This is a genomic window from Achromobacter sp. FW305-C-28 (assembly GCF_058783235.1).
Window position 1 is genome coordinate 1 of the sequence record NZ_JBYSYL010000023.1, and the last position, 19,424, is coordinate 19,424.

Here is a 19,424-nt window from a genome sequence, read left to right on the forward strand (position 1 = left end):
ATGGCTCCTATTCCATATGGTGAAATCATGCCGGATTTCTCTAATTTAGATCGGTACTAAAAACTGGGTTAGGGTCAAGCGGGGTGAGCCATCAATCGGCGAGCAATAAAAGTACACCGGCTTGTACCGGCTGAAGCGAGAGAGGAAGTTCGTAGCTTCTCCGAGATGGTCTCGTAGGCGGCCCATTACCTGCTTCGCTGCCTCCCTCTCATGCGCATTACTCCGTTTTTGCACTTCGCGCATTACTTCATCAAGCGACCAGGTCTTGAAAGCCAAGCCCGACCCATTGGCCGGGATAGTGTTCGGCATCGTCTGGTCTACAGCGAATATTTCATCACGTTGGCTCCAGAAACATTCAGCATTCCTCCGCCTCGGCGGTGGATAATCTGGATTAAGAGGCGGTCGGCACGATGCTCCGACCGGATGACTTATAAGATGTCGACGATCGACTGCCATTGGCCAGAAAGAGACATTCGACATAACAGTTCGAATTGCTGACAATTCAGCCATCAAGTAAGCACAGGAGCCGACCGAGATAATGATGAAGTCGATTCAGGAGATTTTTCAAGGGGAATTCGTTGACGCCTCGTCGGCGGTAGTGCAGAAGATGCACCGCAGCGAGGACAACATAGCCGCGCTGCGGCGCAATTTCACGGAACACTGGCCGGCACTCACGGAGCCGCACGATCTGGTGGTTGTGGCGGTTGAGGAGGTGTCAGGCAACAAGCAGCGCCGAGAAATTTGGTGTGGTTTTTTCTACGACGCGCGGTGGACAGGAATTAGCCAGAATGGGCCGGTCTATCGTTTCCTAGTTGACCGATTTCAGTGTGTTGGCATCCATGATCGCGACCGTGTTTCGGACGGGGAGTTTTACGGAAACGGGGGGGGCGGTGGCTCACGTGTGAAGGTTTACAGGGCGAGTCACAAGAAGGGGACGACCGCGAGCAAGCGTACCGCGGCACCTACGCAGGAAGGTATGATGGAGCAGCGCCTCATCTGGGTGCGGAAAAACCACAGAAAGTTCCGTGACCCAGTGCAGCAGCACTGGGAAGGCAAATGCGCCGTTGCGGATCACAATTGCGACGGCCACCCCGGACTGTTGATTGCATCGCACATTTACCCATGGGCACGGTCCGAGCCAAAGGAAAAAACGGACGTTGACAATGGCCTGCTGCTGTCATCCCCTCTCGACCGACTCTTCGATCAGGGCCTAATATCGTTCTCCAGCGACGGCATGATGCTCATCGACTCCGATCTGGCGCCACGCACGAAACAAGCGTTCGGACTCAAGGCTGATATGAAGATCGCGAACCCAAGAAAGATCACAAAGGGAATGCGGAAATATCTCGCCAAGCACCGCAAGCTTCATGGGTTCTAGATATAGGCGGCTGGTTATCTCTTGCATTAACGTCAGTGCATGCCCATTATTGCGTAGCGTCATGTGACGCTATTCACGACTGTATGCAAAAAGGACACAGCGTACCGTCGAGGCGACGAAGGTCGAATCCAACTAATGGGCTGGTCGCATGCATCCTTTTGGCATAGGTCAAGAATATCCTCGCTCTGAGCTCCTTGCATTCGTAGGGAGTCGACAAGGACAAACCGGCATTATTTGGGGCAATCGCGAGCCTGGCTGCGTTATCTGCACGTCCGGTGGGCGGCATGGCAAGAAGGTGGGCTACGACGATGGTCAGCAGCCTGACGGCTCCTGGATCTATATAGGCCAGGGAAGTACTGGCGATCAAAGCTTGACGAACGCCGCAAACGCCAAGCTTGCCTCTCAGGAGCGGTCGGTCCTGCTGTTCACCACTCGGGAACCGACTTCAATGGAGATTGCGCGGCAGGGATATGGGAAGCTGTACACGTTTCGTGGCTCGTTCAACGTTTCCGGCGTGGACTTCTTTAGGCCGGATAGTGGGCCGAGGAAAGGGGACCTGCTAGCGCGGTTCCTTTTAGTGGAAGCCGAGGACTCGTGTGCGGAACCGGCCGCGATAGGGCCTCCAGTCGACGACTCCGCGATTGAGCTCGCCGTGCTTCGACCACTTGTATCCAGCCGCCCTGAACCAACGACCAATCGCATGACCGTCGTGGAGTACCGGGCACGAAGTGCCGCCGTCCATCGTTACGCCCTACTTCGGGCAGGTGGGACATGCGAATGTTGTGGTGGTGTTGCTCCCTTTACGAGCGCGAGTGGAATTCCATATCTGGAAGTCCATCACATGCTCCGTCTGGCCGACGACGGTCCAGACGAAGCGTCGAACGTAGCCGCAGTATGCCCAAATTGCCATCGCGCCCTGCATTTTTCGATCGGGCGACAAGCTCTCGCCCAGAGACTCAGTGAATTCATCATGCAGCGCGAGCAGGCGATCGCAATGGACCTTGGTTTGGCGAGTCTAGCGGCGAGTCGATTAAGTTAAGGCGCATCCCGTCGCCGTGAAGGTCGCCTGGAACGCGCTCCTTCCCGGCAAAGCCGTGTCAACCACGAAGAAGTTTCTCGGGAAGCTACCGTCCCGGTTTGCCTCCGACGTACCCAAAGAGTATGCGTGGAATTCACGCCCCACACCGAGGCCAGCTTCCTCGGCGATTACCTCGGGGATGCCGACGATCCTTGCGCGAGCACCGCTCACGTCCTCGAAGCGTAGGGTGACAAGCCCAGCCTCGAGGAGGATGTCGGTCACCTGACCTGAGACGTCCAGCGAGCCACCAGTCCAGGTGACTTGATTCGCGAGAGTCTGCCTCGAAAGCTCGGCACCGTAGCCCCTGCAGGACGGCCTGCTTGAACAACGGGTGCAATGCTCGCCGAGGACTGCTGTTTGTTCATCATGTACCTCGCGACCGAGCGGAAGTTTTAACCGCAGGCTTGCGATGACAGCCTCGGCCATAGCGCGAAGCTCTTGATTGAAAGGACTACTCCAAGTGTCTGTCTTGCCAATGAGCTCCAGTTCGAGATCGGTTGCAGGCTCCAGGTCTTGTACGATCCGAGCATAGACTGCCATTTGGAGGATGTACGCTCGCTTTATCTGGCCATTTTCCTCGTAGATTTTGCCTGTCTTGAAGTCGACGATTCTTATGCCCCCTTGGTGCGTCCTCAGGATCAAGTCGACCTTTCCAGCGGCACCCAATTTTTTGCTCTCGAGCCACCTCTCGCTTCCAGTCGGCACTCTGCCGTCAAAGGCGCTGTTTGCACGGCGACCCGTAGCAATGTGGGGTAGCCGAGATACCAAGCCTATAACGTAGGCAGAGCGTTCGACCAGTTGTCGCCTCGTAACAAACCCTTCAATACCGTAGCGCTGAAGAATCCATTGGGCTAATGTGCCCGAGCGAGCAGGATCGCCTGCCATCTTCAAGAACTCATTTTTGACAGTGTCGATCACGTCCTGCGGAGCAGGAATGCCTGTCGCGATCATGGAACTCGTGACCGCATGGACCGCCGTGCCTAGCAATGCCGCGGGATGTTGGCCGATAGTCTTGCGGGGCAGCCCCTCGGTTTGCATCAGGTAGGCGAGCGGGCACAGCTCAAGCAGCCCGAGGGCTGACGGTGAGGCCAGCTTCGTGCGAACCAATGTGCGCGATGTAGAAGGGTGATCGGCAGCGGCTTTTGCGGGGTCCTCGTTCATGTCATGAGCTCGTTGAAGCATGGGGGGCCCGAGAGGAGAGCCATCCGCGGGGATACGTTCGAGGCCCTATCCCAAGTCATTGCCAGTTCTCAGTCTGAACATCACCTCACCCATGCGGCGAGACAGCTCGAACGTGGTCGTCCAGGACATGGACGCTGTTTCGAGATACAGGGCTTCCAGTGCTGGATTGCGCTCCAATGCCAAGTCCTTGTTCCAGAATGGATGCAAGACAGCAGCTACACCGCTTCCTCCAAGCCCGATGACCGGCATGTCGCCCACCATCCTGGCTTCCGTACCAAACAGCAAGGCTGCCTCCTTCGCGAGCTTGAGCGCTTGGTCGCGCCAATCCTCGATCCCAGGGGCCAAGAAGCTTCCATCAAGCCCTGCAACGTAGCTCGGGTCAAGCATCAGCTGGATAACGTCAAGGCCCAGGCGCCAATCCAACAAGCCATGGTACGGCTGGTTGCCATAGCGATGCAGGCACCTATAGCACCCTTGGAAGCATCGTTCACGGTGTGTCGACGCCATCAACTCAGCGAGGGGTGATTGAGCGCGATTGCTCACGATCTCTCGCATGATCTCCAGGACGATCGGCTCGCCAGAAAGGCCTGGCTGGGAAAGCCCGTCGCACAAGCCAGAGCCATTCACCAGTTGGTCGGCCATCTGCAGAACTGGGAGAACTCGCCCGTCGTTGAAGCGTTGTACGCGAGGCTCCAATACCTCAATTTCTTCCGGGTCGATGTCCAGAAGCGCCCTCGATGCATAATTGACGATCAGGAAGCAGGCGGACAACGCCCCCGCTCTGAACGCTGAGGAAAAAAGCATGGAGCCACCCATATCCGGGGATCGAAGCAACGAGAGGGCGCTAGGAACATGCGCGATCAGCAGGGACAGTGAATCGGTGATCTTGGGAGAGGCAAGGTAGAACGGCGGCTGCGCCTCACCGTTGCCCTTGAAGCGTCTCTGGATCGATTCCTCACCCACATCAAGGTCAAGTACCTGATCGTCGATCCAAACGTCGTTTGCCCACAGTGTTTTGAGTTGGCCCGTGCTTCTGTAGGGAACTCGCAGTGCCCCTTTCTGGGCACTGAAGCCTGTCCAACTAGAGTCCTTGAATTCACCTCGATTGAGACGATGGACCCATGCCTGGCGGCTGAGCTCGATTCCGAGATTCGAATTGGGGATGCTGTCCGCAGCTACAACATTTGCTTCTGCGATCGACGCGCGGCTAGCCTTGGAGAAGGACTCATCTCCGTCCTCTTCTGCATGTTTGGCGACAAGGGTGGTGATGAACCCGCGAGGCACGAAGCACCTGTGCACCGGTGCCTGTGCGATGACAGCGTCACACGCTCTGCATTGCTCGGCAGCATCGAGCGCCGTTGACCATGACTCGCAGACAGGACACTGAACCATATCTCGTCGCTCGCCCAAATCAGATGGCATCGCGTTGAACTTGGTGTGGTCCCAACTTGGCACGAGCGCCCCGGCATACCCCGCAGTGAAGTACTTCCGCTTGTCTTGGACCAAATACCTACCCGGCGAGAACTCCTGGATGGCGACATCGAGGTCTCGATCCATTTCGGCGAATCGCGCAGTTCCGACGTCCTTAGAATCGATTGGCCTTGTGAGCAGAGTTCTGGTGCGAGTAGGCATACCATACATCGGGAACTTACCATGCTCGGCTAGCGCCTCAGCCAGTCCCTTTTCGAGCATCGACGGATCATCGATGATTCTCTCGATGTCGAGCAAGAGTGAAGCTGTGTCGAGAGAGTGCAGTATTGCCTTGGCTCGTGTGGAGTCAGCATGTGCGCAGAACGCCGCGAACGAATCGCGGGCCGACGCCGTGCCGTCAAGGGCGTCCCTAATTCTCGGAAGCCAGCTGGCGCGATTGGCCGGCTCGCGCAGCCATTCCACGCTGAAGAACTCTCCATGATTGTCTGGCTTCGCGCTAAGGCTGTCGAGTGGCCACTTCTTCCCAGGACTGCTGAACTTCATGCGCAATACCTTGAAGGCCTCCACCAACCAGAACTTCCTGACTAGACGCTGCGCAATCATTGCGAGGCCTGTAGTCAAGAACGGCGGCGGCGGTGCATCCCCGGTTATTTGCTCCGGGTGCCTGAAGTAGTGCAAGTCGTGGCTCTTGCTGCGGCACACAGTTAATACGAAGGCGAAGGCCTGCCCACGGCGGCCTGCTCGACCGACACGCTGCTGATAGTTGAACCGCTGTGGTGGCATGTTCGCTTGGAAGACCGCACGCAGATCCCCGATGTCTACGCCGACCTCCATGGTCGTCGTTACAGAGAGGACATCCACGACCCTGGCCTCCCGATCCAAGACCTCGTCTGGCTCGAGGCCAGGCAAGCCCGATGGAAGGATGTCGTCTTCATCGGCGATGAGGATACCCTTGAATCGACGTAGCCGAGCCGCTGGGTTCGTGGTCATGCCAGTCAATTCCTCGGAACGCATTCGTCGAACGCGCGGCGACATTTCGATCCGCTTGCCAAGGAAGTTGTCGTTTCTAAGCTCGGCAGCAGTACCGCTTGGCTGCTCGTCGAGCGGGGCAAAGCAACGTGTGCATAGTCCTGCTCCTGAGTGAAGGTGGACGCGCCCGCAGTTCTTACATCGGAAGAATGGGCTCTCCTTGCTAACTGGACGGATATGGAGCTTCGCAATGGAAATCAAAGCACCTTGATGGCCCGCGGTTTGCAATCTATCGAAGAACGAAGCGATCAGGTCGAGAGGTGCTCCGCCACGCTGACTGCAGCGTGCGGCCGAGAAACGCCATAGCCTGTTCCGCTTCCCCACATCAGCTGCGCTTTGCCACGGATTATTGCTGCTGACGTACTGGGACGGCAAAACGCGGTTGGCGTCGGCAAGCACGCGAAGCATGGCATCAAAAGTTGCCATGTCAGTGCGCGTAGTGCCCGGAGTGATGGGAAGGCAGGGATATCCCCACCCGGCCTCTTCTACGGCGAAGTAGGTCTTGCTGAAGATCGTCTGCCCCGCGAGCCTCTCCAGATCCAGCGAAATCTCGTACCGAGCTCGCTTAAGGTCGTCTTCGTGAGGACTGCTCGTCCGCCAGTGCCACACACCGGACGATCCTCTTGTGAAGAGTTGCTGCCACGCAAACGTGACGGAGTTCCGTTCGTTGTTCCCCGGTTTTGGTATTGGGTGGATACCTGAGCGGTCGGTCGGGTGGATGCCTGCGGTCACGAGCGAACCCAATAGGCCTCGGACCGTCGACCCGGCCTTTGGGCTTTCTGGCTCGAGAATCTCATTCAGAGCAATGCTGTCGCCCAATGCACCGCTTCGTAGTTGTCGTAGCTTCGTGCGTTCTTCGCTCAGCGCCTCGTATTCGCGGACCTCCTCTTCAGCCAAAAGGTCGCCACGCCCCTCTTTCTCGTCTAGCTCACGCAGGCGAGCCGTGACCTCAAGGAAACACCGGTCCGTTTCCGCTGGAGATGGTCTCGACTGATAGATCCGTTGGATCTCTCGAATAACGATTTCTCGCCGCGCGTCGTCGTGATGTCCTCCTTCCAAGTCAAAGGCGGCCTTGGCTGCATCCTGTCGACTGTCGGAGAACGTGACCAGACGCTCGTTTTCGTTCGACCGCTGCAGGTCGCTCATCATTGTGCTCGCAAGGAGCTGCGTAGTTTTTGCGAAGCCGACTCTGAAGCCTCGCACAGGTGACGACTTTCCTTTCCCGTGCTTGTAGGAGGTACCACAGGCCGGACATTGGAAAGGCAACGCTGTGCCTGGCGAGTCGACTGCAGATTGCTTCCTCTTCTCGTTTGGCTTGAAGTTGCCTTCGTTGACGACATATTCCCATCCGGGAATCCTGTCTCCGTTTAGCGCGCCAGCTGGCCCTATAGGAGTGATCGTCGCGGTGAACGGATCAAGCTCAGCCTTACGCCATCGCCCTTGCGAATCGTCGTCGGAAATTTCGTCGCTGCCCAGCGGCCAGAATCTTTCGACCGTGGGCATAAACAGCGAGTAGTCCAACGCGGTGCGCTGCTCGACAATGTTGGCCTTGGCCCGCTCAGGCAAGCTCTCTGTGTCTGGATCGTTGGGAAGTAGTTCGACGCGACCACCGTTGCCAGATGACGCAGATCTCTTTCCACCTACAAAGAGCGTGCCGCAACATTCGCAATAAAGCATGTCGACCTGCCTCGCTGGCTTGCCTTCATGCTTGTGACTGCCGTATCGAGAGCCTGCCTCGACGGAGAGGTCTCCGTACAGCAAGCGCATCCGCTCATCCCTCGGCAGGGTCAGCGGCGCGGGCCTAGGTGCAACGAATAGCCCTTCGATGGCTCGTAGGAATGCATGCATTCGGAAGCGAGGCAGCGATACCTCTGGATCAATGCGCCGGCCGAACAACGTCGACCACGAATCAGTGCATGAGCGTACCCATGACAGAGCCTTGACCCCCTCAAGCGCCTGCGGCTGCGATCCGAAGAGACGTCTACCGATCTCGCTCATCGACGTTGCGCGGAGTGGTTGGCCAGACTGCGCGCAACCATCCTCCAATAGTTCCGCCGCGGAAGCCACTGCACGAAGGGCCATTGCCTCCAAATCCGCCGTTCCCTCTAGGCAGCCAAGTCCCGCAGCGACCTTGCGCCAAGCGTCTGCGGCGATAGACGCTGGAGCGTTCGGTTGGTTCTTGTTGGCCAGAGCACGCACGGCTTCGCACAACATGGCCAAGTCGCCCTTGAATGGTTTCACTGTGCGATTCAGTATCGCGCCGCTAACGATACTTCCAGCCCAGTCTGCCGCCGTTGCGCCGGCTGGCATCCCGCTGTCGCCGAACATGCCCCAGAGGTATTCGATACTTTGCTGCGCAGCCGGACCGTCGACGGGAAGCGATGCGCTGGACGCAAGGATTCGGAGCTTGTGCCTGTTCTTTGGATCGGAAAGCCCAAGCTGCATGAGCAGATTTCGCAGCAGATAGCTAACCTCGGTCCCAGCTGATCCGCGCTGCAGGTGCAGCTCGTCGAGGACTAGATAGAAATAAGCGTCGGGATCGCTCTCCAGCCACTTTCTAGTTTGCGCGAAGATTGGCTCATCTACTTCGCGCACCAGCATGGTCGATAGCATGCTGGTGTTCGTGATGAGAATATCTGGTGGGTGGCGCTGCATATCCCAGCGCGTGACGACTTCCGCGCCCGGCGTCCGGGGGAAATTGAACGGGAGAGAGTCGTCACCCGTAGCAGCGCTCTGTGCCGCCGCGGCGTCATAGGTGGCTTCGAGGCCGTCGAGGTATTCACGGAGGCTGTCAATCTTTTGGCTACTCTTATTGGTACGCGGATGCTTCAACCAGCCCGTCACCTTGGTAGCACCTGTGTAGCGGCCAAAGTAGATTCGATTTCCCCCAAGGTGGGCGTCCATGGCGGCTTGCGCCTCGTCGGAGTCGAGCGCCTTCCGCATTCGAACCAGTTGATCTTCTACCAAGGCATTCATGGGGTAGAGGATGAGCGCACGAACTGCCTTAGGTCGAGCCGGGTGTTCGAAAGGGGCATCTCGCATGAAGCTTGGTTCGGTGCCCGCCACTCGCCACCAGGGCGTCCATGAGGTGGCGTCGCTAAGCTTGGGCCACGAGCAGGCCTCCTTGGCGATCTGGGCAAGAATGGGCAGTAGGAAGGACTCGGTCTTGCCGGAGCCGGTTCCGGACGTCACTATCCCTGGAGTTCCCGATGCAACACCTTTGCGAAGCATTTCGAGCTGGTGTGTATACAGCTTGAACTTACCCTTCCGGGGATCAACATCGTGCCGGGGCAGCAGTCCGCCAAGGCAAATATCAACAAAGGCTTCACGTTGGGACGCATTGAAGCCAGGAAGCCACTTATGGCCTCCGTCGTCGCCACGAAGCTCCCCTACATCCAGACCGTAGTCCAGATATCTTGGCATGGGTTCGACGTAGAGCTCTGCACACAGCGTGCCGATTTGCTCGAGCAGCTTGCGACGCTCGCTCTGGATCAGCGGATGTCCGATGCGGAACGCAGTCTCGAGGTAAGTGATATAGAAGTCTCGAATTGACTCAAAGGTTTCTACGGGATTTCTCATGCTGCGATTTCCGGCTCGAACAGTTGGTTAACTAGTGAAGCGATCTCGATTGACTCGAATGCCTTTAAGTACACGTGTAAATCGGCTGTGACAGCCGGAAGACGTGCCTCAATCGCCGATCGGTCTTCCCGGCCAATGCGGAACGCCAGTACGCCATGCGCGATCGCATCGCTTCTTTCAATACCTAGACATGCCGCGGCCTCAGCGAAGCGCACTTCGCCATGCTCTGGTGCAGCAGAATCGACGGGAACTCTGGCTAAGGCCTCTCCGATTTCAGGTAGGTCGCGCCAACCTGCCGTCTTTACGATGCTGGATCTCGCCGGAGCATGCGTTGTGATGCCCTCGCTTAACCAGCCCTGGTCGACCTGAATCAGCGGAATCGCGCTGGCGAGAGTTGCCGGCATTGGGAACGTCGACTTTCCTCCGACAAAGGAAAGCAGGAAGACGGTGGGCCCCGCGAAGCGCGTGCACCTCATTTCGCCTTTCTTGTCGATCCAGCCAATGCCAGTCTTGGGAGACTGTCCCAATGCAAGCAACTCGGGAAGAAATGTTTCGGGAGGTGCTCGGTTGACCCCCAGGAGCTTGATGACGGAAGCACATTCAGTCTCGTTCCGAAGATCGAGGAAGTCGCCCAACGAAAGAGCGGAGGTCGAACCTAAGGCATGCACCACGGCTGGAGCCTTCATCAGATCACCAATACCGAACATGTCCCCGGTGATCGAGACCTCGCAAGTAACCCCCCCAGCCAACGTGCCCGCCAGTGCCGTCGTGACTCGACCGTGCTGGCTACCTATGAGCCCGACAACACTCGTCGCGATGCACGCTGAAACCACGTTGGACAACAACATGTCGCCGAGCCCCGCGGCCCCCGCTGTGCGGTTGATGGCACGTTTCAGTTCACTCGCAGTCGTCAGTGGGAGAGGATTAGTCTCTGGAATAGCAACACTGACTGGGATTACAGGTGCTGACGGCGCGCTCTGCGATAAATGCTGGGCAACCGTAGGCGTGCCCGGCGAAAGCAGGGCTCGGATGAGAGACATCTGGGCAAGTGTCTCGATACCATCCTTGCCGGCACGCTCGAAGACAGCCTTCATGCGTCGCTCCAGATCCAACTCTTGCGAATGTGCAACCTTCTTGAGTCGCTCCAATTCAGTCTGGTGAGACTTGCGCTGCTTCTCGATCTCTTCAAGGATTTCGCGCTTCTTGGTGCGTAGATCGTCGACCTCACTGGCCAAGCCCTCCTTGTCTTGCCTAAGCGCCTCTACTGCCGCCTTCTTCTCATACTCTATGGCCTCTTTCACCCGCGGAATGTCGAGCAGTAAGGAGATGGACTCTTCGATTCCTGCTCGCGTATCGAAAGAGGCTTCAAGGCTGGCTTGAGCCCGGCGGTAGGAGCCCGTTGTCGAAGGATCCGTATTGCTGGACACAAAGTCGACAAGCGCCCCAACCTGTGCCTTTGTGAAGACAGGAAAGCCTCCAACGGCGGTGCCCTCTCGCAGAAGGCGCTTTATCCATGTGGTCGCAGGCGCACAATCGAATCGTTGAGCAGGCGCAGGGAATGGATCGATCGACACGACCCGGCCATCAGCGGCGCGCGCTGCTGGGTGCGACGTATATGAATCGAGAGGTGTGTCGAAGTTGAACTTGGCAGGATTGCCCGCGCTCCCAGGCAGCTTGAAGATCAGACGATCCAAAGTTTGGAAGACCGGAAGAACCTCTTCGCGCCCTTTATAGCTGGTGGTTAACCAGCCCCGAATCGCATCTGGATCATTGGAATTGAAAGGTACTGGAACCACTTCGTATGCTCGCGCCAACTCTTCCACGATCACATAGTGGGCACTTTTTTCGCTGCTACGATGTTCGACCTTCCAGATGCCTTCCATATAGGCTTTCCATCCACCTCCGACCACGCTGGGAAATCCAGTCACGTCGCCATGGATGGGAAATAGCTCGCGAGCCTGTTCGGGCGACAGGACCACTAGGTCGCCGTCGATGACTAATCCGGTGACTTTGACGAAGATTTGTCCTGTCGCCAGGACGTTCTTGACGTGCCCGAAAATTGGACACGCTTGCGCATAGTCCAGTTCAAGGTCGGTGAAGTTGCGTGGCTCACGCACCTGAAATCCAGGGTTGGCAGGGAGAATATGCTTTGCGCCGAGGGATGAAACGACATTGGAGAATCGCCGGACGAGGGGATCAGCATCGTCCTCGAGGATCTTCGCTACCTTGTCGGCCTCTGCACGATCTCCCGAAAGTGCAGAAATGATGCCACTTACAAGAGTAGGCAGAAATCGGCCGGCATAGGCAGTTTGATTACCAGAGGCGATGGCCAAGCAGGATTCGACGTCCTCAGAGGTCGTGAGTATTAACGGCATAGTGTCTGGCGACGCTGAAGTTTCCGCCTCAACAACGTCCTCCGGCTGCTTACCATCGAGAAAGTCCTTCACTCTAGGGGCAACGTCCGCCTTGGCGAACTCTAGAAGGACAGCACGCCAGAACTCCTTGCCTAGACCGGCCACCTCCTCGGTGGAGACGCCCAAATCGATCGTCTCGAGCACATCGGTCAACGGAGCGCTGTCGGCGGGACTGGCATTTTTTCTGAACCAGTCCCGCACGGCGTCCATTGCGGCAGGGCGCAGTCCCACCACGAATTCAATGATCTGCTCAGTCTTCGTGGGAAGGTTGTCCGCCTTGGCGCCAGCTGCCACCAGCTTCTTCTTAATTGCAGTGATACATCGACGTAATTCGTGATCATCGGGCCCATCGGTGAACATAAGCGTCAACCTCTGCTTTGCCACGCCTTTCGTACCGTTCATCCCACCCCCTGTTCTTGACGATTTTTGTTGGCACCAATTCCCAAATCTTCTAGTGCGAACGCGACCTCGGCGCTATGCGCGACGATTTCTGCTAGCTCGGGCGCCTTTGGCGTATTCTCAGTGCGAGCGCCCTCCGCTCCAGACAACGAGCAGTAGCCGTAGGGTGGTCAGGCGTGCTGCTTGCTACGCCCTCCCAAATCGATCTGGTGCCCCCTCCTAGGAACACTAGAGCTCCCTGGGGGCCGATGCCGATGCACCCCCCTCCCAAATGCAACCACCATCTGCATAGGGTGCTTGGCAGTGACATGATCCTTTCAGACCAAGCTACATCGCCGTTCGCCAAAAGGCTGCCCAGCGACCCTTCAATTTCCTGGGTGTGAACGAGCCAAGCCCATGAACTGCTGTCGGTAGCAAAGAACCCGTCTTTGGATTTAATCCAAAAGGTGTTTCGCTGATTGCCTTGTGCCTTGAATAGAGCTCCGGGCACAGGCTCCTCCGTCACAACCCTAGCCTCGAGCCAGAGACGCGCTTTGGAGTCCCATTCCTCCAGCAAGAGATTGGGTTGCATGACTTGGCGACAGCGAATCTCGCTTGTCGGCAAAAGCATGCCCGCCATCGGGTTCCACGGGGTCTCTTGTTCGATCCAGGTAAGGTTATGACGGTTCGCCAGCTCACGAGCTCGGTCCATGGAGTCGAACGAAATTTCAAGGCAACCGATCACTGCTTGCAGATCATCGGTGCTAATCCGGCTGATGCTCTCAGTCGGATAGAGCGCTTGCTGTAGGTCTCGCAGTTCGGCTTCTTGAAACATGCCAGATATTCGCGCGACCGATCGTCCATTCAAGCTTCTGCAAGAAATCATCCGGTCTGCGAGGATCAGTGTAGGAAATGGCGACGTTCGCCTTTCGACAGTCCGTAGCCAACACCCCGCCAGTAGGAGCCGCCTGACTACCCAGGGCGAAATGTTGGTCGCTGCAGCTACCATGTCCAGATGCGATCTGAGCTCGCTAAACGGCAGGCTTGTACGCCTCGCATACCTAAGTGCGAGCATCTCAGTGAGCCAACCAAATGGTTGTGGAGGCTGGCTCTGCTCCGTAGGTGCGCAGGCCGTATGCGAAGTGGTAGATGTCGGCTTGAGCAGAGGCCAACCGCCAGTCAAAGGACGCTGACGCGCAAGGTCAACCGTGCTCCCTGGAAGAGGGGGCACGCGCTCCAGGCCCGATAGCGATCCATTCGGTCCATCAGACAACCAGACGCCACGATCTCCGATCTGTCGATAGTCGAGGCGAGGAATCTCTGTCACAACCGGCACTTCCAGGACGCTCTCTCCGTCGGCGCCGAGTTCCAGCACGTAACGGCAAGCAGTAATTCGTCGAATCTCAGTCAACATGGCGGGAGGAATGTAGAGTTCGTCACCCGTCATGTCGAGTTCGCCTACGCCGATCTCCTCGCCCGTCTCACCGAGTAAAGCAAATCGGCCAGCCTCGCAGTTCTCCATGTGCACCACCGGATTGCTCGCTGGGCTTAGCAGCAATGCCTGACCGAACCACGCGCCACCGCTCAACCTGGGGCGTGGAGGCCGCCATCCACTTCTTGCAAGCCCTTTGGCTCCCTCGGGTATGAGCGCAGATAGGCGATCAAGAGAAGCGCGGCTAATCGACGGAAACACCATCGCTCTCCACTCGCCATTCGCATCATGCGCGGAAGCCCCATGCCATCTGACTCCAAGGTGGCGGCATGTGGCGATGAACCGGTCGGAGTGCTCTCGGCGACTGACCAGTGCGACTGGACCGTTGTCGTAGTAGTCGCCGTCCGTCGTTAAACGGCCGACCGAGTCAGGGAGGAGCATCAGACACCCCGCCAGAAGTGCGGTGCCGACACGAGAGCGTGCTAGATCACGATGCCGGGCCGCTAGTGCCGCGATGGCATCGATAGCCGTCGTTCTCGCTGGATCGCGCCACATGAGGCGGTAACTCTCCTGCGGTCTTTCAAGAACGATGCGCTCACCCTCAGCCAATGACTGCAAACCGCGGTCGTCAGAAAGCAGGCAAAACTCGAGATGTCTAGGGTCGGAAGCATCCAGTAGTACGCAGAACCGCCCGTAATCCTCTACCCGCTTTTCGTCGGTCTCTTGCCGGATGTCCCTTATTGCCCCCCAAAACGGGCTCTCGTATGCTTCCAGCCGTCGCCCTCTCGCGACGAATTGGTGGAAGGTCGTCAACTCTTCCCGAAAGTCGCTGCTGAACGACGTGAGGCGCTCATGTACCACTGCGCTCACCGAAGCAAAGCTGGCGTCGGAGTCCAGACCGCTTTTCTTCAATGTCGCTCGAAGCTGCAACTCATCGCGATACGTGGGGAACGCGAGTCGTTTCGACCGTCCGATCAACTTCTCGTGCTGTGGTGGATCGGGCAGCAATAGCCGGGCGCAGTCTCGCCTACTCTGCTGACGGGATCGTGTCCATTCAGCAAAGTGCAGCCAGAGCCTCGGCAACTCTCCAAATTCAAATGAAGCAAGACCTGGCGAATTCAACAACCGCGAGAATCTGTTCCGGAAGTTCCCGTCTTCGAACGTGGTGTCATCCGCACTCGCGGCTAAGAGCGTGAGGTACAGGGCGGCGAATGTTGGCGGGATTCCATCCCTCTGTGTAGTAGCAGGGATCGACGATGACCAGCGGTATTGCCTCTTGATGCGAGCCGGATCGTTGCCGAATGCAGCAATGAAGCGTCGCTTTGCAACCTCCCCGTCGACTTCCCCAGCAATTTTTTGAAGTAGCCGGCCGGTGGTGTCAAGACGACTAAGACTAGTCGAAGTGCGATCAGGCCGCATGAAGATCTGTCGAATGAGCGCCGCATTCCAATCGGCCAACGACCAATTCGCTGATACAACTTTGTCTCGATCGAGCGACTCTGCTTGACTCATCCACCTACTCAGCTCATTCAAAGGACACTACGCAAAGTGACTGCCGTCTGGACACGCGAAGACTCGCGGCGCGATATAAACCCACAGTCTGTTCCAAACGAGGGGCGCGGCATCGCCCAAGTTCGTTGGTATCACCGCCGCTACTCAAGCATTCTGGAGCTCAGATTCCTCTCGTAACGAGGCGGAGTGGGCAAGAAGTGCTGCGTCCGCTTCGCTGAGCGCTGCTAACATTGCGTGACCAATCGCTCTGGCAAGCAGTGGAGGAACGGCGTTGCCAACCTGTGTATACCGCGGGCACTCCTTGGTTCGTCGATGGCCCCCGGTCGTGTATTTGCCCAAAAACATAAACCAATCTGGGAAGGATTGCAGCCTCGCCGTCTCGCGCACGGTCAGAATGCGAGGAGCGCCGTAATGCAAGACGTCGTCGGGAAGAGTAGTCATGGTCGGCGCTGGTTCTTCGGCTGCCATTGGATAGACACGATGCTTGCGAAGGCCAAACTGCTCCCGGAGTGCTTCATTCATGCGGACACCGCGCGGCGCGGCCGCCAGTATTTCGGAAAAGCGTTGCGTCACATCCTCCCGATGGCGAGCCAACCGCATGCTGTTCATGGGTTTGCCTTCATGCCCTGCGTGCATAAGGCGCTGGTAGTTCGTCGATGGCCGGTCGTAAACGATTTCCGAGAATCCCTTGGGCGACTCCTCGTCGAGACAAGGCGTCGTCCCTCGACGTGACAGCTCCAAATCAGAAATCGCGTCCGCAGCCGATATCTGTTCCTCGAGGCCCAAGCAGCCAAGATGCTCTTTCCTTTGTTCCTCGATGATCGCGAACACGCGCGAGACGCCTCCCTTAAGGAAAAACGCCAGGTCACGACGAATTCCAATGACGATCAAGCGGGGCCTCCGCTGCGGCACGCCGAACCTATCCGCGTAAAGTACCTGACCGAGGACGTCGTATCCAATGGCCTCGAGTGTCGCTTTGGCCTTCTCGTAGTACGACTTAACCCTGTCGCTCGTCGCGGCACCCGACGACTTCTTGGTGTGCGCGATTTTCATTCCCGGAACGTTCTCGAGGATCAGACCCAGCGGGCGAACTGCGTCGACGACCTTCGCGTACTTCCGGAACATTTGATTCCGAGGATCGTCTTCGTTCCGCCTCCCCGCCGTGCTAAAGCCTTGACAAGGAGGTCCTCCTGCGATTACCTGCACTGAACCGCGAAGCCCGTGCAATTTGTCTGCATGAAGATCGAGCAGGTCGTCAATGCCCCACGCCCTCTGTTCGAGCCAATCGGGCCATTCAAAGGGCATAGAGCTGGTCGCGGAAGCTCCAACAAAGTTGGCTGCAAAGGTTCGAAATGCCATCGAGTCACGTTCGATAGCAAACACACCGTTCATCCCTGCTTGCGTTAGGCCGAGCGACAACCCGCCGCAGCCAGCGAACAAGTCTATAAATTTCATTTTTGTGTCCTGCGACGGAAAGCGCCTGGCGCCGGCTAAGAGCCTGCGAAAGCCGTTTGGAGCCACGGCACCAGCGAGCAACCTCCATCCACGGCGCAGCTCGCGCTCATTACCGTCGTTTTCCCCATCGTTCGTGCTGTATTAATTGGTAGTATGCCTCATGCAGGCGCCGTCGACCAGATCTCAGGTACGAGAACGCGCAGAGTAATGCGCGGCAGGGCGACAACAGAGCGAAGCGCGGTGTTCAAATTAAAAAAGAACGTCGAACTGGTTCTTGCCCTGATCAAACGCTTGTCCGTCCGGAATCCCTCCCGACGCTAACCAGACTCGCGAAAGCGAACAACTGCCAACTCTGCGAAGCAGCCTTAGATCGAAAAAGCTCGAACAGCCGCAACGGGACCTCAATCATTTTGCATCTAGATTGCGAAGCCGTTGAATCGACCATATCCTGTATTGCGGAGATATATGGCGTGCAGCCAAGGCAGATAATTGCCTTTTTGATCAGTTCGACATAAAGCGGCGCTTCAAGGAAAGAAGGCCTGAAGGAGATGGCACCTATGAAACGAAGCGCCTTCTTGATAGTCTATTTTTTCAATCGAAAAAATCTATCCTTAGGACATATTGGTTCCACCTGACGCGAGTCCTCGAGGGCACTTCTTCTCAAGACGGCATTTTTCCTCTCAATGAAGCGTTGCCTAGCATATGGGAAATGCTTTACAAGCTTTTAAGCAAAACACAGCATGCCGGCCGCTTGAAGGCAATGACTCTAAAGTGATTTGATTATTTTCAATACACACCCAAGACAGCCAATTCGCTGCATTGGGGCCTTATGTAATGCTTGTGCAGGATATTGGTGCATGCGCCAAATCGGTCGGAAATCATGATTATCTAAACACACCAGAAACAGAGGGAGATATCTGCAATGGCTATGAGAAACTATATAGCGAGAAAATTCAGTCGCTCATAGAGGCCAACCTCGTGCCAACTGCTGTGAAATTTTGGTCTGAAGCCCCAGAGGATCAGTGTGGCCTGGAATCCGCAATCTACTATTCCTATCTAACCCATTCCAAAATGGAACCAACCTCTTTGGCAAGCACTTGCTTTGATGGTCGGAACTCCATAGCGCAGCCTAATCGCATTGTTTATGTGGAGCATCTTCGCAGTGACCTCACTAGTTTCTCAATAGGATGTTAAACCGCTTGGCGGCTCGTTAACTTAGACGTTAGTGATTGTCTGTAGTGGGTCGGATAGCCCCCCTCCGTAGGAGCACACTGAATCTCCCTTTACTCAAAAGGAGATCGTCAAGGAATCCGCGAATGCCGCCGTCGACCGCCGTACCCCCATGGGACAAGGAAAAGTTCATCGGGCAGAAGCCGCCCCTATAGCTCCGAGAAATTTGGGCAATTCGAATGAGACTTTAGATGGCTTCGAATACTCGGGAGCACGCGATGTTCAACCTCGCAATTGATAGCAAGTTTCGAGCGTGCGATCTCACGCGATTGCAGGTACAGGCTATCCGTCACGGAAGCCACGTAGCCGCGAGAGCTACCGCCATGCAACAGACGACCCAGCGTCCGGCAGAAGTTAAGAAAAAGGCCGCTAGAAGCGGCCGAAAATCCAAAAATAAGGCTTTTGACTGATATTCCTTTCAACTTAGCGACAAATAGAAGACGTACTAGGAATACGGACTTCCTTTCTTATTACGGACTTTATTCCTTATCTTGACCCATCCTGGAATTGGTTGACACCTTTTTGAGAGAAAAAAGGAGAGTCAATTGGAATCAGGGATCAAGCGAACCCAGCGGGACTACAGCCTGGCTTTTAAACTGTCAGTGGTCGAGCAGGTGGAAAAAGGCGAACTGACGTACAAAGAGGCGCAGCGGCGCTACGGGATTCAAGGACGTTCGACGGTGCTGGTGTGGCTGCGTAAGCATGGTCGCCCTGGGCTGAGAGGTTGGAGCCTGCCGACGGTTAGAGGAGTGGACATGGATCGTCAAGGCAAGGTGCTCACGCCCGAGCAGCGGATCAAGGAGCTGGAGGTGCAGCTCAAGGAAGCGCGCGAGAAGGCGCAGTTGTTCGAGGCCGTGGTCAACGTGCTGGAGAAGGACTATGGGGTGCGCGTCGTAAAAAAGCCTTTGGGCAAGTCCTCACGCAAAAGCTCGTCCAAGGGCTGAGTGTGGCAAGGGCTTGCCGATATATGGGTCACAGCCGCCAGGCCTACTACAAAGGTAGGCACAGGGAGCGGGAGCGCCAGCAGCAGGCATGCCAGGTGATGTCGATGGTGACGGCGTTGCGGGTACGGCAACCGAAGCTGGGTACGCGCAAGCTGCATCACGTGCTGCGCCAACCGCTGCGCGAGGCGGGGATCAAGGCTGGGCGCGATGCGCTGTTCGACATCCTGCGCAGCGCTCGGATGCTGGTGCGACCGCGCCGGGCGTATCACAAGACCACGGACAGCCATCACCGCTTCCGGCGCCATCGGGCCTATCCGGGATTTTGTGGGCGGGGCATATCATGAGGACTAAAGATCATGGATATGCCGATGAAGAAGAAACG

Annotated in this window: 6 protein-coding genes and 2 pseudogenes; 4 read left to right on the top strand and 4 right to left on the bottom strand. The window is 56.9% G+C overall.

All coding sequences use genetic code 11. The features are described 5' to 3' along the window. Nucleotides 1-538 precede the first annotated feature (538 nt). Both AC3WMR_RS30460 and AC3WMR_RS30465 read left to right on the top strand, forming a co-directional pair. A complete protein-coding gene (locus AC3WMR_RS30460; protein ID WP_492266949.1) occupies nucleotides 539-1,378 on the top strand; it encodes an HNH endonuclease in 840 nt (279 codons plus the stop codon). Between the two features lie 148 nt (nucleotides 1,379-1,526). Beyond that, complete coding sequence (locus tag AC3WMR_RS30465) at nucleotides 1,527-2,417, top strand: HNH endonuclease (RefSeq protein ID WP_492266948.1); 891 nt, start codon at nucleotides 1,527-1,529, stop codon at nucleotides 2,415-2,417. Here AC3WMR_RS30465 and AC3WMR_RS30470 read toward each other — a convergent pair. The 4 genes from AC3WMR_RS30470 to AC3WMR_RS30485 form a co-directional block, all read right to left on the bottom strand. Beyond that, complete coding sequence (locus tag AC3WMR_RS30470) at nucleotides 2,409-3,617, bottom strand: PD-(D/E)XK nuclease family protein (protein ID WP_492266947.1); 1,209 nt, start codon at nucleotides 3,615-3,617, stop codon at nucleotides 2,409-2,411. The two genes, AC3WMR_RS30465 and AC3WMR_RS30470, sit on opposite strands and share 9 nt — an antisense overlap. A gap of 66 nt (nucleotides 3,618-3,683) precedes the next feature. Beyond that, on the bottom strand, nucleotides 3,684-9,677 hold the full coding sequence (locus AC3WMR_RS30475; RefSeq protein ID WP_492266946.1) for a DEAD/DEAH box helicase: 5,994 nt from the start codon (nucleotides 9,675-9,677) through the stop codon (nucleotides 3,684-3,686). After that, the gene (locus tag AC3WMR_RS30480) at nucleotides 9,674-12,493 is read right to left on the bottom strand and encodes a hypothetical protein (RefSeq protein ID WP_492266945.1); all 2,820 of its coding nucleotides are present in this window, start codon (nucleotides 12,491-12,493) and stop codon (nucleotides 9,674-9,676) included. Before AC3WMR_RS30480 ends, AC3WMR_RS30475 begins: the two co-directional genes overlap by 4 nt. A gap of 3,064 nt (nucleotides 12,494-15,557) precedes the next feature. After that, nucleotides 15,558-16,868: a DNA cytosine methyltransferase gene (locus tag AC3WMR_RS30485; protein WP_492266944.1), complete on the bottom strand. Its 1,311-nt coding sequence runs from the start codon at nucleotides 16,866-16,868 to the stop codon at nucleotides 15,558-15,560. 1,409 nt (nucleotides 16,869-18,277) lie between these two features. On the opposite strand from AC3WMR_RS30485, the pseudogene AC3WMR_RS30490 reads away from it, so the two are divergent. Beyond that, nucleotides 18,278-18,451 (top strand): annotated as a pseudogene (locus AC3WMR_RS30490) (site-specific integrase); the annotation flags it as partial. 192 nt (nucleotides 18,452-18,643) lie between these two features. Next, nucleotides 18,644-19,347 (top strand): annotated as a pseudogene (locus AC3WMR_RS30495) (helix-turn-helix domain-containing protein); the annotation flags it as partial. Nucleotides 19,348-19,424 lie beyond the last annotated feature (77 nt).